General features: G+C 62.1%; 17 protein-coding genes. 15 read left to right on the forward strand and 2 right to left on the reverse strand.

Going from position 1 to position 15,467, the window contains the following annotated elements; translation table 11 throughout:
• Window positions 1-5 precede the first annotated feature (5 nt).
• On the forward strand, window positions 6-515 hold the full coding sequence (locus NKH30_RS05470) for a flavin reductase (protein ID WP_027027471.1): 510 nt from the start codon (window positions 6-8) through the stop codon (window positions 513-515).
• Between the two features lie 6 nt (window positions 516-521).
• On the opposite strand, the gene hpaR is transcribed toward NKH30_RS05470, so the two are convergent.
• Entirely contained in the window at window positions 522-932 is a 411-nt protein-coding gene (gene hpaR, locus NKH30_RS05475; protein WP_352539479.1) for a homoprotocatechuate degradation operon regulator HpaR, read from the reverse strand.
• Window positions 933-1,156: 224 nt separating this feature from the next.
• Between hpaR and NKH30_RS05480 the strand changes: the two genes are divergently transcribed.
• Genes NKH30_RS05480 through hpaH form a run of 5 tightly spaced genes read left to right on the forward strand, consistent with a single transcriptional unit; the run spans window position 1,157 to window position 5,775 of the window.
• Complete coding sequence (locus tag NKH30_RS05480; protein ID WP_352503132.1) at window positions 1,157-1,543, forward strand: 5-carboxymethyl-2-hydroxymuconate Delta-isomerase; 387 nt, start codon at window positions 1,157-1,159, stop codon at window positions 1,541-1,543.
• Between the two features lie 14 nt (window positions 1,544-1,557).
• The gene (hpaE, locus tag NKH30_RS05485) at window positions 1,558-3,075 is read left to right on the forward strand and encodes a 5-carboxymethyl-2-hydroxymuconate semialdehyde dehydrogenase (protein WP_352539281.1); all 1,518 of its coding nucleotides are present in this window, start codon (window positions 1,558-1,560) and stop codon (window positions 3,073-3,075) included.
• 15 nt (window positions 3,076-3,090) lie between these two features.
• Complete coding sequence (gene hpaD / locus NKH30_RS05490) at window positions 3,091-4,071, forward strand: 3,4-dihydroxyphenylacetate 2,3-dioxygenase (RefSeq protein WP_352469637.1); 981 nt, start codon at window positions 3,091-3,093, stop codon at window positions 4,069-4,071.
• Between the two features lie 25 nt (window positions 4,072-4,096).
• Complete coding sequence (locus tag NKH30_RS05495) at window positions 4,097-4,972, forward strand: fumarylacetoacetate hydrolase family protein (RefSeq protein WP_352469636.1); 876 nt, start codon at window positions 4,097-4,099, stop codon at window positions 4,970-4,972.
• Complete coding sequence (gene hpaH, locus NKH30_RS05500) at window positions 4,969-5,775, forward strand: 2-oxo-hept-4-ene-1,7-dioate hydratase (RefSeq protein ID WP_352539282.1); 807 nt, start codon at window positions 4,969-4,971, stop codon at window positions 5,773-5,775. The genes NKH30_RS05495 and hpaH overlap by 4 nt, the downstream gene beginning before the upstream one ends.
• A 369-nt stretch (window positions 5,776-6,144) precedes the next feature.
• On the opposite strand, the gene NKH30_RS05505 is transcribed toward hpaH, so the two are convergent.
• Window positions 6,145-6,654 (reverse strand): ABC transporter permease, encoded by a 510-nt coding sequence (locus tag NKH30_RS05505; protein ID WP_352539283.1) that lies wholly within the window; start codon window positions 6,652-6,654, stop codon window positions 6,145-6,147.
• Window positions 6,655-6,732: 78 nt separating this feature from the next.
• On the opposite strand from NKH30_RS05505, the gene NKH30_RS05510 reads away from it, so the two are divergent.
• From NKH30_RS05510 to NKH30_RS05550, 9 genes are all read left to right on the forward strand, one after another.
• Window positions 6,733-6,882: a hypothetical protein gene (locus NKH30_RS05510; protein ID WP_352469632.1), complete on the forward strand. Its 150-nt coding sequence runs from the start codon at window positions 6,733-6,735 to the stop codon at window positions 6,880-6,882.
• A 455-nt stretch (window positions 6,883-7,337) separates the two neighbouring features.
• Window positions 7,338-7,652, forward strand: coding sequence for a helix-turn-helix domain-containing protein (locus NKH30_RS05515; protein ID WP_023675522.1), 315 nt, complete (start codon window positions 7,338-7,340; stop codon window positions 7,650-7,652).
• A complete protein-coding gene (hyfB, locus tag NKH30_RS05520) occupies window positions 7,649-9,670 on the forward strand; it encodes a hydrogenase 4 subunit B (protein ID WP_502904263.1) in 2,022 nt (673 codons plus the stop codon). The genes NKH30_RS05515 and hyfB overlap by 4 nt, the downstream gene beginning before the upstream one ends.
• Window positions 9,661-10,617: a respiratory chain complex I subunit 1 family protein gene (locus NKH30_RS05525; protein ID WP_023675520.1), complete on the forward strand. Its 957-nt coding sequence runs from the start codon at window positions 9,661-9,663 to the stop codon at window positions 10,615-10,617. The genes hyfB and NKH30_RS05525 overlap by 10 nt, the downstream gene beginning before the upstream one ends.
• Entirely contained in the window at window positions 10,617-11,279 is a 663-nt protein-coding gene (locus NKH30_RS05530) for a hydrogenase-4 component E (protein ID WP_023675519.1), read from the forward strand. The genes NKH30_RS05525 and NKH30_RS05530 overlap by 1 nt, the downstream gene beginning before the upstream one ends.
• A complete protein-coding gene (locus tag NKH30_RS05535) occupies window positions 11,276-12,727 on the forward strand; it encodes a hydrogenase 4 subunit F (protein ID WP_023675518.1) in 1,452 nt (483 codons plus the stop codon). Before NKH30_RS05530 ends, NKH30_RS05535 begins: the two co-directional genes overlap by 4 nt.
• An 18-nt stretch (window positions 12,728-12,745) precedes the next feature.
• Window positions 12,746-14,263, forward strand: coding sequence for a hydrogenase large subunit (locus NKH30_RS05540; RefSeq protein ID WP_352539284.1), 1,518 nt, complete (start codon window positions 12,746-12,748; stop codon window positions 14,261-14,263).
• Between the two features lie 12 nt (window positions 14,264-14,275).
• Window positions 14,276-14,815 carry an NADH-quinone oxidoreductase subunit B family protein gene (locus NKH30_RS05545; RefSeq protein ID WP_352452927.1) on the forward strand — a complete coding sequence of 180 codons (540 nt, stop codon included), beginning with the start codon at window positions 14,276-14,278 and terminating at the stop codon, window positions 14,813-14,815.
• A gap of 339 nt (window positions 14,816-15,154) precedes the next feature.
• Entirely contained in the window at window positions 15,155-15,412 is a 258-nt protein-coding gene (locus tag NKH30_RS05550; RefSeq protein ID WP_352539285.1) for a hypothetical protein, read from the forward strand.
• Window positions 15,413-15,467 lie beyond the last annotated feature (55 nt).

Raw genomic sequence — 15,467 nt, forward strand, 5'->3', positions numbered from 1 at the left:
CGGCCATGGAGCCACAAGTTGCAAGGCTGGAGTTCCGTGAGGCGATGGCGCGGGTCTGTGCGCCGGTCAACATCGTCACGACTGATGGTCCGGCCGGCCGCGGCGGCTTCACTGCGACCGCCATGTGCAGCGTTTCCGACGATCCGCCGACGCTGCTTGTGTGCATGAACGAGCGCTCGGCGCAGACCGGTCTGTTCCTCGCCAACCAGCGTTTCTGCGTCAACGTGCTGACGCAGTTACACACCCATCTGGCGGCAAAGTTCGCCGGTACGATCCGCGACATGGGCGAGCGCTACAATGCGGCAAGATGGCAGACCATGCCGTCCGGCATGCCGGCGCTGCTCGACGCCATCGTCAGCTTCGATTGCGAGATCGGCGACGTGAACAAGGTTGGCACGCACAATGTGATGTTCGGCCGCGTCGTCGACATCCGCCACGGCAGCGACGAGGCGGCGCTGCTCTATGTCGGCCGCAACTACATGCAGCCGAGCGCACTCGGCAGTTTTGGCGGGTAGAGGCTGTCAAGTCTGGTTTTCGGAAGATTCCGACTGGATCAGGCTTTCGAGCAGGTCGAGCAGGTGCTCATGCTGTTCGGCGCCGTAGCGCTGCTCGATCGCATCGTAGATGGCGATGCGCTCGGGCGACAAATCCTCGATCAGCGCCAGCCCGGCCGGGCTGATTGCGAGCAGCGCCCGGCGACCGTCATCCTTGACCTTGTTGCGGGTGATGAACTGCCGTTCCTCCATCGCCTTGATGATGCGGGTCAGGCTGGGCGGAAGGATCGAGGCGCGATGGGCAAGTTCGGTTGCCTCGAGCGGCCCGGCTTCGGCAAGCACACGCAGCACGCGCCACTGCTGCTCAGTGATGTCGTGGCGGGCAAGCATCGGCCGGAAATGCGCCATGATCACTTCGCGGGCGCGAAGCAGAGCCATGGGCAGGGAGCGGCGGGTGCTGGGCGGTAGCAAGGTCAGGTCTCCAAAAAATTCCAATTCCGGTACGACTCGCACCACACAATGAGACTCGGATCGCAGCTATATCCGCGATTTCGCCGGGGGCGGCAATCCCACCATCGAGAGCTGTATCTGCATAGAGAACGACACTTGACATTCCGCCGTCAAGATGTAATTCACATGTTAATTACAAGGTGGAGGAAACCTTGCCACATATGGCGATCGAATATTCGGCGAATCTCGACGCCAAGGTCGACATCAGCGCGCTTTGCACGCTGGTCGCTCGCACCATCCTCGAAACCGGCCTGTTCGAACATGGCGCGGTGAGGGTACGCGCTTTTCGCGCCGAGGCATACGCGATCGCCGATCGCCTCCCGGAGAACGGGTTCATCGACATGAACTTCCGCATCGGCAAGGGCCGCAGCGCCGAGGAAAAGAAACGCACCGGCGAGGCGATCTTCACTACTGTTTCGGATCATCTCGCATCTCTGTTCACGACGCCGCATTTCGCGCTGTCGCTGGAGATCCGCGAGATCGATGCCGAACTAAGCTGGAAGAAGAATGCCATCCACCCGCGCCTGCGCGGCAAGTGACAGGAACCCATATCATGGCGGCATTGGACGACAATCTGAGAAAGGCCGAGGCCTATCTCGAGCGCTTCAGAAGCGCTGGCGTGCTCAACCAGATCGGCGGCGAAACCGTGCCGGCCGCCGACGGCTCGACATACGAGACGCTGTCGCCAATCGACCTGAAGCCGATCGCCAAGGTGGCACGCGGCAAGGCCGCCGACATCGACCGCGCCGCCAAGGCGGCGAAGGCTGCCTTCCGCGACTGGGCGGCGATATCAGGCGACGCCCGCAAGAAGCAGTTGCACAAAATAGCCGACGCCATCGTCGCGCGGGCCGAGGAAATCGCTTTCGTCGAATGCATGGACACCGGCCAGTCATTGAAGTTCATGGCCAAGGCAGCGCTGCGCGGCGCGGAGAACTTCCGCTTCTACGCCGACCGCGCGCCGGAGGCCCGCGACGGCCACACGATCCGCGCACCGAACCAGGTCAACATGACGACGCGCGTGCCGGTCGGCCCGGTCGGCGTGATCACGCCGTGGAACACACCTTTCATGCTCTCGACCTGGAAGATCGCGCCGGCGCTCGCCGCCGGCTGTACGATCGTCCACAAGCCAGCCGAGTTCTCGCCGCTGACCGCGCGGCTTTTGGTCGAGATCGCCGAGGAGGCCGGCCTGCCGAAGGGCGTGTGGAACCTCGTCAACGGCTTTGGCGAGGACGCCGGCAGAGCGCTGACCGAACACCCCGACATCAAGGCGATCGGCTTCGTCGGCGAAAGCCGCACCGGCTCGATGATCATGAAGCAGGGTGCCGACACGCTGAAGCGCGTGCATTTCGAACTCGGCGGCAAGAACCCGGTCATCGTCTTTGCCGATGCCGATCTGGAGCGGGCGGCCGACGCTGCCGTCTTCATGATCTATTCGCTGAACGGCGAGCGCTGCACCTCGTCCTCACGCCTGCTGGTCGAGGAAAGCATCTACGACAAGTTCACCGCGCTGGTGGCGGAGAAGGCCAAGCGCATCAGGATAGGCCATCCGCTCGACCCCGAAACCGTGGTTGGCCCACTGATCCATCCGGTGCATGAGGAAAAGGTGCTGTCCTATATCGAGATCGGCAAGTCGGAAGGCGCTGTCGTCGCCGCCGGCGGCGGCAAGTTCGCCGGTCCGGGCGGCGGCTGCTATGTCAGCCCGACGCTGTTCGTCGGCGCCACCAACAAGATGCGCATCGCCCAGGAAGAGATATTCGGACCCGTGCTGACCGCCATCTCGTTCAAGGACGAGGCCGAGGCGCTGGCGCTGGCCAACGACACGCAATACGGCCTGACCGGCTATCTCTGGACCTCGGACGTCACCCGCGCCTTCCGCTTCACCGACGCGCTCGACGCCGGCATGATCTGGGTCAATTCGGAGAATGTGCGCCACCTGCCGACGCCGTTCGGCGGCGCCAAGAACTCAGGCATCGGCCGCGACGGCGGCGACTGGTCGTTCGATTTCTACATGGAAACCAAGAACATCGCGTTCGCCACGGCGCCGCATTCCATCCAGAAGCTCGGCGGCTGACCGGAGACCCCAACGATGCCCTTGCCCACACCCAATCTCTACCCGGCATTCAACATCGTGCGGCTCAGCCACGTCGAGCTGGCTGTTACGGACCTCGGTAAGTCGCGCGCGTTCTATGTCGACACGCTCGGCCTGCAGGTGACCGACGAGACCAAGGACGCCATCTATCTGCGCGCCATGGAAGAGCGCGGCCACCATTGCATCGTGCTCAGGAAAGGTGCCGCGCCGGAAGCCCGCGACCTCGGCTTCAAGCTGTTTTCCGACGACGATCTCGACAAGGCCGAGCACTTCTTCAAAGCCAGGGGCCTGCCTGTGAAATGGGTCGAGCGGCCCTACCAGTCGCGTACCTTCCGCACCCGCGACCCGCACGGCATTCCGCTCGAATTCTATTCCAGAATGGAGCGGCTGCCGCCGATCCATCAGAAGTATGCGCTGTATAAGGGCGTCAAGCCGCTGCGCATCGACCACTTCAACTGCTTCTCGCCCAATGTCGATGAATCGGTGGCGTTCTACAACGAGCTCGGCTTCCGCGTGACCGAGTACACGGAGGATGCCGCGACCGGAAGACTTTGGGCGGCATGGACGCACCGCAAGGGCGGTGTCCACGACATCGCCTTCACCAACGGCATTGGCCCACGCCTGCACCACGTCGCCTTCTGGGTGCCGACACCGCTCAACATCATCGATCTGCTCGACCTGATGGCCACCACCGGCTGGCTGCCGAACATCGAGCGCGGCCCCGGCCGGCACGGCATCTCCAACGCCTTCTTCCTCTATATCCGTGATCCCGACAATCACCGCATCGAGATCTATTGCTCGGACTACCAGACGGTAGATCCCGACCTAGAGCCGATCAAATGGGACCTCAAGGACCCGCAGCGCCAGACGCTGTGGGGCGCACCGGCGCCGAAGAGCTGGTTCGAGGAAGGCAGCACCTTTGCCGGCGTCGAGCCGCGCAAGTCCGATCTGGCGGCCTCGCCGATCGTCGCGCCGTGACGTCGGCTAACTGCAGGGGAAACAAATGAGCGCGGCACGTCTCGCCACCTTCACCGTTGGCGGCAAAACGCGCTACGGCGCAATCACCGACAAGGGCGGCGTCGACCTGTCGGCGCGACACGCACAGTGGCCGAGTTTGCGCGAGGTGATAGAGGCCGGCGCACTGCGACGGCTGGCGGAAGAGGCGGACGCTTTCGCCGCCGATTTCCCGCTCGATGCCATCGCCTACGAGATACCCGTCCCCTCGCCCGAAAAGATCATCTGCGTCGGCGTCAACTATCCGGACCGCAACGAGGAGTACAAGGACGGACAGGCCGCACCCTCGAACCCGTCGCTGTTCATCCGCTTCCCGCGCTCCTTCGTCGGCCATGGCACGCCCCTGGTGCGGCCGTCGGAATCGCCGCAGCTCGATTATGAGGGCGAGATCGTCATCGTCATCGGCAAGGGCGGCCGCAGGATCGCCGAGGCGGATGCGCTGGGCCATATCGCAGCACTTTCGCTCTGCAACGAAGGGACCATCCGCGACTGGGTGCGGCATGCCAAGTTCAACGTCACGCAGGGCAAGAACTTCGACCGGACCGGCTCTATCGGCCCCTGGCTTGTGCCGTTCACCGACGAGGCACAGATCGCTGACATCGCGCTGACCACGCGCGTCAATGGCGAGGTTCGCCAGCAGGACCGCACCGGCCGCATGATCTTTTCCTTCCGCAAGATCATCAACTACATCTCGACCTTCACCACGCTGGCGCCGGGCGACGTCATCGTCACCGGCACGCCGACCGGCGCTGGCGCCCGGTTCGACCCGCCAATCTGGCTGAAGCCGGGCGACGTGATCGAGGTCGAGGCCGACGGCATTGGCTTGCTCAGCAACGGCGTCGTCGACGAAGGGACCGGCCGATGATGACGCCAGAACAGGTCGAAGACGCGGCCGCGAGGCTGTTCGAGGCCGAGCGCGACCGCCGCCAGATCAGGCTGCTCAGCCTTGATTTCCCCGGGGCGACGATGGATGACGCCTATCTCGTCCAGGCGGCGCTGGTGAAACGAAAAGTGGCCTCGGGCCTGACGATCAAAGGCTGGAAGATCGGCCTGACCTCCAAGGCGATGCAGTCGGCGCTCGCCATCGACATTCCGGATTCCGGTGTGCTGTTCGACGACATGTTCTTCGATGACGGCGGCACCGTTCCAGCCGGCCGCTTCATCCAGCCGCGCATCGAGGCCGAGATCGCCTTCGTCATGAAGGCGTCGCTGGCCGGTCCGGACGTGTCGATCGACGACGTGCTCGACGCCACCGACTACATCACGCCGGCGCTGGAGATCCTCGACACCCGTATCGAGCGCGTCAACAAGGAGAGCGGCAGGATACGGACCTTCTTCGACACCATCTCCGACAATGCCGCCAATGCCGGCGTCGTCGTCGGCGGCCGTCGTGCCGGACCGCGCGAGGCCGACCTGCGCTGGATCGGCGCCATCCTGTCGCGCAATGGCGAGGTCGAAGAGACCGGGCTCGGCGCCGGGGTGCTCGATCATCCGGCGAAGGGCATCGCCTGGCTGGCCAACCGGCTGCATCAGTACGGCATGCAGATATCCGCCGGACAGGCCGTGCTGTCGGGCTCGTTCATCCGGCCCGTGGAGTGTCGCCACAGTGACACTATCGCTGCCGATTTCGGACCCTATGGAGCGATCCGCATCACCTTTGCCCGCTAGCGGCAATTCCTCCATAGCCCGCTGACCCGACTTGCCGGCGGCGTGCTGAAACAGAACCCGGAAGAGCCCGAAAGGGTGTCGGCACTCCTTGCCAGCCTTCAAAGTATCGGCGCCGAAATCCGGGTGCCGCGCGAACAACCGTTCGATGCCATCGCTTTGCTGGACGATCAGGATTAACTCGACTTCCATCGCTAGCCGCGTTCCTGAAAGGCTTTATTACGCGATAGACCACGATCCGCTGACGCGCTTTTGTGCTCCTGTTTCAATCCGAGCCGCTGTCCCGAGCCGCTGTGCAGTTTTGGGCAACATGCGTTTGATCGACAAACCCGTGGCCAGAAGCCGAGGGGTTCCTTGTCGGGACGGCCGGCGCTATCGATTCGAGCGGCCGAGCGCTGTGGACGCAATCATGGTCACCACGACGAAGGGAACGGCGAGCGAGGTATGGCCGAGGATGAGGCCGGGAAGGGTCGCGGTCAGGCCGGCCATCGAGAAGACGAAATACATGCCGACGCCGACGATGACCACCGGCGCGATCATCGGCACCAGCAGCAAGGCGGAGATCGTGCGCCGACCTGGCAGATTAGGCGCCGCGAGGCCGAGCGCGGCCATGGTGCCTAGCGGCGTCGCCAAAAGTGTCGTCGAGACAGCCAGAACCAGGCTGTTGCGCAGGGCATCCATCCAGGTCTGCATCGAGAAGAACTCGCGGTACCATTTCAGCGACCAGCCGGTGATGGGAAAGGTGAAATCGCCGCTGCTCTTGAACGAGAACAGCACGATGATGATCAGCGGCGCCATGAGGAAAGCCAGCACCATCATGGCCGTCAGCCCGAGGCCGAAGCGGCCAAGCCGGCTGGTGGTGGTTGATCGCGGGGAGGACATCCGGGCCTCGCAGACCGGCGCCGCTGCGGCTGAGCAGGGCGTTCTGGATGGCATAAAGCGAGAGCGTGACGACCAGCATTGTTCTTTCTCGGCGGCGTCGTCGGCGCTGTGGGTTTCAAGCATGTCGGCTTCGCGGCGACGTTGTTTCTGGCGGCCATTCTCCTCGTGCTGGCCTCCATGCCAGTCCTGGAGGACGTCTCCGTTCGCATGAGGCGGCTTTGGCAGTAGCGCTGCAGAGCTTTGCCGCATGCCAGATTTGGCAGCACATTCGCGAAGGCGCTGTTCCTGGATTTCGGCAGCTATCTGTTTTGGCCGATCCTGAAGCACGAACACGATGAGATCGGCCCAACGACAAGAGCAAGCGAACTCAGCCATACCCACTCATAGCGTAGAGTGAGGTCGAAGAGATAGCCGACGCGCCCGCGGCGGCTCCAATCGAGTGGCCGGCCGAGATAAGGGCCCATTGCCAGCCCCATCACGCGCAAATCCGAGATGGCTGGCGACAAGACTGGCCGTGACGGGAATGGCCGCATGGCTTTGGTTCGAGGCAGGGCGTATCGCCCGGTTTTCTACAGCCTCAAGACAGATGCGTCACGCATCACTAATTGAATGCGCCGCATTTTAATATATGCTGCAAGACGTAGAGATAATATCTCAAAGCTGATCAAAAGGGGGACGCGACCGTGATAACTGCTCCACAGTTGCGTGCCGCGAGGGCGCTCCTTGGCATCGACCAGCGCAGGCTTGCCGAATTGTCCGGTCTTTCCGTGCCGACAATTCAACGCATGGAAGCCAGCGAGTCGATTATTCGGGGTAACGTCGATTCTCTCATGAAGCTGATCGGGGCACTTGACCTCGCCGGTGTGGAATTGATCGCTGAAGGCGCCTCCAGCCAAATCGGTGGGCGCGGCGTGCGACTGAAAGCGGATTTTGACCCCGCCAAAATCCTTGGCGGAGTCGATACGGATGCCAAACTCCCCGTGAGGAGCGTGGCGTGATTTCGGGGGCCGCGGTCCTCCTGTGGGGCGTCGCTGCGCTCCTGGGGACTGCGGTGCTTGCGATTGCGGAAAGCCGCAGATCCGACTCGGGAACACGCCTGATCTACGGCTTGACGCTAGGTATATCGGCGGCCGTGCTCATGGTTCTCGCGAGCCGCATCGCCGACAATCCCGTCACCCCGTCGACTGTGGTGTTGCCTCTTGGATTGCCATGGATTGGCGCTCATTTCCGTTTGGATGCGCTGTCGACTTTCTTCCTCATCGTCGTCAACTTCGGCGGCTCCATGGCCAGTCTTTATGGCCTCGGCTACGGCAGGCATGAGTCTGCGCCGCATCGGGTGCTGCCGTTCTTCCCGGCTTTCCTAGCCGGAATGAACCTTGTCGTGGTGGCCGACGACGCCTTCACTTTCCTGCTTTCCTGGGAATTCATGTCGCTCGCCTCCTGGGCGCTCGTCATGGCGCACCATCGCAAGCAGGACAATGCGCGGGCGGGCTACATCTATCTCGTGATGGCGAGCTTCGGCACACTCGCGCTGCTGCTTGCGTTCGGCCTGCTCGCCGGATCCGATGGAACCTACACATTCGACGCGATGCGAGCCGCCGATCCCACCCCGTTCGCCGCTGCTTTCGTCCTGGTTCTCATGCTGCTGGGCGCCGGCTCCAAGGCCGGACTCGTCCCGCTGCACGTCTGGCTGCCACTCGCCCATCCGGCCGCGCCAAGCCACGTCTCGGCTCTGATGAGCGGCGTGATGACCAAGGTCGCAGTCTATGGCTTCATACGCGTTATTTTCGATCTGCTCGGTGAGCCGGCATGGTGGTCGGGCGTTGCCGTGCTTTTCCTTGGCGGGCTGACGGCGGTTCTCGGCATCCTCTACGCGCTGATGGAAAAGGACCTGAAGCGACTGCTTGCCTATAGCACCATTGAAAACATCGGCGTCATCTTCGTAAGCCTTGGTCTCGCGCTCGCTTTCAAGGCGAACGCCATGCCATCGGCTGCAGCGCTGGCGCTCACCGCCGCGCTGTTCCACGTCCTCAACCATTCCTTTTTCAAGAGCCTGCTGTTTTTCGGCGCGGGCGCCGTGCTGACGGCAACCGGAGAGCGGGATATGGAGAAGCTGGGCGGTCTCATCCACCGCATGCCCTTTACAAGTTTTGCCTTTCTCGTCGGTTGCGTCGCGATCTCGGCACTTCCACCCTTCAACGGCTTCGTCTCCGAATGGCTGGCCTTTCAGGCCATATTGCAGAGCCCCGATCTGCCACAATGGGGACTGAAGGTCATGGTGCCCGCCGTTGGCGGTCTGCTGGCGCTGTCAGCGGCACTGGCCGCGGCCTGCTTTGTAAAGGCGTTCGGGATTGCATTCCTCGGCCGGCCACGCTCGGCCGCGGTGGAACTGGCGCATGAGGTCGACCGCTACTCGCTGGCGGCAATGTTCATTCTCGCTGCCCTTTGTCTCCTGGCCGGCATTCTGCCCGGTCTTGTGATAGACGGCCTCTCATCGGTGACACTGCCACTGATCGGCAGTCGGATGCCTGTGCAGGTGGCCCAGCCCTGGCTGTCTATCGTGCCGATTGCAGCGAGCCGCAGTTCCTACAACGGCCTGTTGGTGTTCCTGTTCATCGCCTTTTCCGCATCCGCTGCGGCATATGTGATCCATCGCTTTGCATCACATGCACTCCGTCGGGGTCCCGCCTGGGGTTGTGGCTTCCCGGATGTGGTCCCGAGCTCGCAGTACACGGCCGTCAGCTTCGCGCAGCCTATCCGCCGCGTCTTCGGCACGTTCGTATTCCGTGCAAGGGAAACCGTCGAAATGCCGGCACCTGGCGAGACCGGTCCGGCTCGTCTGAATGTCGAAATGCATGATGTGATCTGGGAGACGCTGTACCTGCCTATCGGCCGGGCCCTCGACTTTGCGACCGACCACCTCAACCATCTGCAGTTCCTGACGATCAGGCGCTACCTGACCCTCGTCTTTCTCTTTCTCATTGTCCTGCTCCTGGTGCTCGCACTATGGCCGTGATTCTCGAGTTGGCCGTTCAAGGCGCGCAGATGGCGCTGGTGCTTTTGCTGGCGCCGCTCCTGACCGGATTCGTGCGCAAGGTGAAGGCACGGCTCTTGCGCCGCCAGGGTCCTTCCCTGATCCAACCTTACCGCGATCTCTTGCGGCTGATGCGCAAGGAAGTCGTTCTGGCGGACAACGCATCCTGGCTGTTTCGCGTGACGCCCTATCTGATCTTTGCCACCACCTGGGTCGGCGCGGCGCTCATCCCGACATTCGCCGCCGGCCTCACATTCAGTTGGACCGCCGATCTCATAGCCATTGTCGCACTGCTGGGAAGCGCCCGGTTCTTCCTGGCGCTGGCAGGCATGGACGTCGGCACGAGCTTCGGCGGCATCGGCTCGAGCCGCGAGGTGATGATCGCTTCGCTGGCCGAACCCGCCATGCTGCTCATCGTGTTCAGCCTGGCGCTCGTCGCGGGTGCTACGCAACTCTCAACGGTCGCCGCCTTCATGGGGTCACCGGAGGTTGGCTTGCGGGTGTCGCTCGGGATGTCGCTCATCGCCCTCGTGATGGTGGCGATCGCCGAAAACGCCCGCATACCCGTGGACAACCCATCGACCCATCTGGAACTCACCATGGTTCATGAGGCGATGGTGCTGGAATATTCCGGTCGCCATCTGGCGATGATCGAGTTTGCCGCCTTCCTCAAGCTTCTGCTCTATGTGTCGCTGATTTCCTGCGTCTTCCTACCTTGGGGACTGGCGAGCGCCGGTGCAGGACTGGAATCCCTTGCTCCGGGTGTCGTCGCCTATGTCGGCAAGCTTGCCGTCTGTGGCGTTCTCCTCGCCGTGTTTGAGACTGCCATCGCCAAGATGCGCGTCTTCCGCGTCCCGGATTTCCTCGGGGCAGCGCTGATGCTGGCCCTGCTCGGCACGCTCCTGCTGTTCGTCTCGCGGAGCCTCTGATGAACGGCCTCACCTTCGACATCGCTCACCTGCTCGCCGGCGGCCTGGTGCTGGTCAGTTTCATGATGCTGTATCAGGATCGCCTCTTTGCTCTGATCAACGTTTTTGCGCTTCATGCAATCGTGCTGGCCCTGTCCGTAGCTTGGCAGGCATACATTCAGGACGCGCATCATCTCTACGTCACGGCGGCAATCGCCCTCGTCTTCAAGGCGATCGTCATTCCTGTCGGGCTTCATCGCATCATTCAGCGGCTCGGCATCCATCGTGACGTCGAGACCGCCGTCGGCATCGGTACGACGATGCTTGCGGGGATAGGCCTGGTGACCTTGTCCATGGTCCTGATGCTGCGCGTCACTCCCGAGGCTGATCCCCTCGCCCGCGAGGACCTGGCTTTCGCGCTGTCCATCATTTTGCTGGGGCTGCTGGTGATGGTCACCCGCCGCAACGCCGTCAGCCAAGTTGTCGGATTCATGTCGCTCGAGAACGGTCTGGTCCTCGCCGCCACGGGGGCCAAGGGCATGCCTCTGGTCGTCGAGATCAGTGTCGCCTTCTCGATCCTTATCGCCTTCATCGTCATCGGAGTCTTCCTGTTCCGCATCCGCGAGAGGTTCGACTCGGTGGATGTCGGCGCGCTCGACGACTACAGGGGAGAACACCGTTGACCGCGTTTTCCCTCGATGCGGTGGCCGCCATTTTGCTGATACCGGTCTTCGCGGCCGCACTTCTGGCGGCGCTGCCGAAATACCGGATATCGGCGGGCGTCAATGTCGCGGCGAGCTTGCTGACCTTGCTCGCCGCACTGTCGCTTCTTGTCACCGACCGCCCGCAGCCTGGGCAGTATCTGCTCGTCGACGATCTCAATATCGTCTTCATCGTGCTCAACACATTCGTCGGCTTCACCACCAGCGTCTTCAGCGCTTCCTACATTGCCCACGAACTGGAGAGCGGGCGGCTGACAGTCCCGAACTTGCGGTTTTATCACGCAATGTACCAGGTCATGATGTTCGGCATGAACCTGGCGTTCGTGTCGAACAATATTGGCTTGATGTGGGTGGCGGTGGAGCTTGCCACGCTGACCACCGTGCTCATGGTCGGCATCTACCGCACGCACGAAGCGCTGGAGGCAGCCTGGAAATATTTCATTCTGGGCAGCGTCGGCATCGCGCTCGCACTGTTCGGTACCATCCTCGTCTACATGGCTGCACAGCCGGTTGTTGGCGAGGGGACGAATGCGATGGTCTGGACGGTGCTCATCGCTCACGCCGCGCGCTTCGATCCGGCTCTGCTCAATGTCGCCTTCATCTTTCTGCTGCTCGGCTACGGGACGAAGGTCGGCCTTGCGCCCTTACATGCCTGGCTGCCAGACGCGCATGCTGAGGGTCCAACGCCGATTTCCGCAGTGCTGTCGGGCTTGCTGTTAAACGTCGCACTCTATGCCGTGCTGCGCTTCAAGCTATTGCTCGCGGCAAGCCCGGAAGCGATCGCTCCTGGGCCATTGATGATCACGATGGGACTGACGTCGCTTGTCTTCGCGGCCTTCATGCTCTACCGCCGCCGCGACATCAAACGCCTGTTCGCGTACTCCTCGATCGAGCACATGGGCATCATCGTGTTCGCCTTCGGCATAGGAGGCCCGCTCGCCAATTTTGCCGGGCTGCTGCACATGGTCATGCACAGCCTGACCAAGTCGGCGATCTTTTTCACGGTCGGCCACATTGCCCAGGTCAAGGGGACACAGAACATCGCCGAAATCCGGGGACTGACGGAAACACATCCTGCCCTTGGCTGGGCGCTCGTCATCGGCGTCGTTGCCATTGCCGGCCTCCCTCCGCTCGGTATCTTCATGAGCGAATTCCTGGTCGTGAGTTCGACATTTGCAAGACACCCTCTTTTGGCGATGCCCTTGGTTTTCGGGATTCTGCTCGCTTTCGGCGCCCTGCTGCTTCGACTGACCGGCGTCGCTTTCGGCGAACCGCGCGGCAGCACTGCACCCGCCGAGGCGTCCTACATTCCAATGTATTCCCACTTGGCGTTGGTGTTTGCCGCCGGCATCTATCTGCCGCCACCGCTGGTCACATGGTTCCAGCACGTCGCAAGTATCCTGGGGTGAGCAGAGGAGAGAAAGAGCATGCCCGCGCTGATCGACCTCATCCTTGCTGGCCAACGTGTCGAAAATCATTTCCCGTGGTCACGCGCCGTGGTGACTCCGAAAAAATGGGGCTTTGCCGTCGAGCAACTGGCCGAGGGCCACTGGAGCTTGCTCGGCCTATGGGGTGAGCCAGGCGCCGTCCACATGGCACTTCTCGATGAAAGCGCCGGGGACATCGGCGTCGTCAGCCTGGAATGCCCCAGTGGCCGCTACCCATCGGTCGGCCGGCTGCATCCGCCCGCATTGCGGCTCGAACGTGCGGCTGCTGACCTGTTCGGGCTCCTGCCACAAGGCGCGCCTGATACGAGACGGTGGCTTGATCATGGCCATTGGGGTGTCAGCTATCCGTTGAGTACCCGCGTCCGGACGTCTGCCGCGACAGCCTTCCCGTACAGTTTCCTGCCTGCCGAGGGGGAGAGCCTGCATCAGATCCCGGTCGGGCCCGTGCATGCCGGCATCATCGAGCCGGGCCATTTCCGGTTCACGGCGAGCGGTGAAACGGTCGTCCGGCTGGAGCAGCGCCTCGGATACGCGCACAAGGGTATAGAAGGCCTGATGGCGGGGTCCGACATCGACCGTGCAGCCAAATTGGCGGGCAGAACCTCTGGCGACAGTACCGTGGCATACTCCCTCGCTTTTGCCCGCGCGGTCGAGGCGGCGCTGGGTGTCCAGGTTCCCCCACGCGCGGTCTGGCTGCGAGCGCTCATGGCCGAGTTGGAGCGCCTGGCCAATCATCTGGGCGACATCGGCGCTATCTGCAATGATGCCGCCTTCGCGCTCATGCATGCCCACTGTGGGGTGCTGCGTGAGCGCGTATTGCGGGCAAGCGATGCTGCCTTCGGTCATCGTTTGATGCGCGACTGCATCGTGCCCGGAGGCGTGGCAAGCTTCCTGAGCGATGAGGGCACGACAGCGCTCAGGTCCCTGATCGCAGAGATCAGGCAGCGGTTTCCCGCGCTGGTCGAGCTCTACGACAACACGGCGTCGCTGCAGGATCGGACTGTCGCAACTGGCCGGCTGAAGGTGGAACTCGCTCGTCAATATCGCGCCGGAGGCTACGTTGGCCGGGCCTCCGGTCGGGACTTCGATGCCCGACGCAATCTCGCTTATCCACCCTATGGCGAACTCGCCTTCGATGTACCTCTCCTCCAGGAAGGCGATGTGAACGCCCGTGTATGGATTCGTATCCACGAGGTCGAACAGAGCCTGTCCCTGATCGAACAAGTCCTGCGACAACTGCCAGAGGGGCCGATCCGCGTCGATTTCGCGCAGACAAACCGATCGCATGAAGGCATGGCGCTCGTCGAAGGTTTCCGCGGCGACATTCTGGCCTGGCTGCGCATTGGCAAGGGCGGCTTGGTCGAGCGCTGTCACCTCCGTGATCCGTCATGGTTTCAATGGCCGCTCCTTGAAGCGGCGATCGAAGGAAACATCGTTGCCGACTTTCCGCTGTGCAACAAATCGTTCAACTGCTCTTATTCGGGCCATGATCTCTGAAGGCACGCTGTCATGCGCAAGCTTCTTTTTGAAAGCCTGATACGCCCCCCTCTCACCGAGCGTCCGCCGTTGGCAAGCAGCACGGCAGTCGACGAACTCGCACGCGCGCTCGATGGGGCTGCTCACAAACGATTGGGGCGAAGCCTGTCGATCCGGGCGGTCGATGCCGGTTCCTGCAACGGCTGCGAACTTGAGATGCACGCGCTGAACAACGCCTTCTATGACATCGAGCGTTTTGGGATCCGGTTCGTCGCATCACCGCGCCATGCCGATGTACTGCTCGTCACCGGGCCGGTCACAAAAAACATGCGCGAGGCATTGAAGCGGACCTACGACGCAACACCCAACCCAAAATGGGTGGTCGCACTGGGAGATTGCGCAGGCAATGGCGGCTGTTTCGCCGGCAGCTATGCGGTGGTGCGCGGAGTGTCCGAGGCCTTGCCTGTCGATCTGCACATTCCAGGTTGTCCGCCGCCGCCAATCGAAATTCTGAAAGGCCTGCTCGCCTTGCTTGAGGGCGTGAATTCCAAGACTGGTGCTGCCCGAAGGTGACTATGTAGAGGCTTTGCCAAGGTTGGCCTTGTCGCTGCATAGATCCAACCAATGCGTAGCCGTGAGTTTAAGGGCATCAGCCAACCTCTGTCCCAAAATTGGAAGGCGCTCGGCGGCGAGAACGGCTAGTCTAAAACGCCTGCTTTTTCGCCGGCAGCCCAGCGCTTTCGATCGAAGGGGAACCCGTTCCCTAGTCCGAAATGGTTACTTGCGCTGCAGCTAATGTAGTTACAATCTTGTGCAGTCGGAAGCTGCATGGGCCGGCCAGGCGCGAATACCGCCTTCGCCGGCGTCTTAAGGCAGTCGACCACATTTTTGCGGTGCTCTAAGGGGGAAACAATGAGATTGACGATTGTTTGCGCGGCAATTGTGATTGCCGTATCCACCGCCGCCGTTGCGCACGAGAAAAAGAGAGTGGTCAGTACAGAAGTAACGTCGGCCGGCGCCGACCTGTCGGGCAGCACGATCAAGAAAAACAGGGAAACAAAATTGGATTGCAGTTCAACCGGAACTGTCTCCAGCGCGATTTCGAAAGACAAATCGGAGCCGCGCCTGGGCTATGAAACAGTTAATCCTGCAATCATATCGATCTATTAGCTGAGGAAATAGCAGGCAGGTCTATCGGCGCTCAGGCTTCGGGAGCAGGGCACGA

Source organism: Mesorhizobium sp. M1273, assembly GCF_040318195.1.
Lineage (GTDB): Bacteria > Pseudomonadota > Alphaproteobacteria > Rhizobiales > Rhizobiaceae > Mesorhizobium.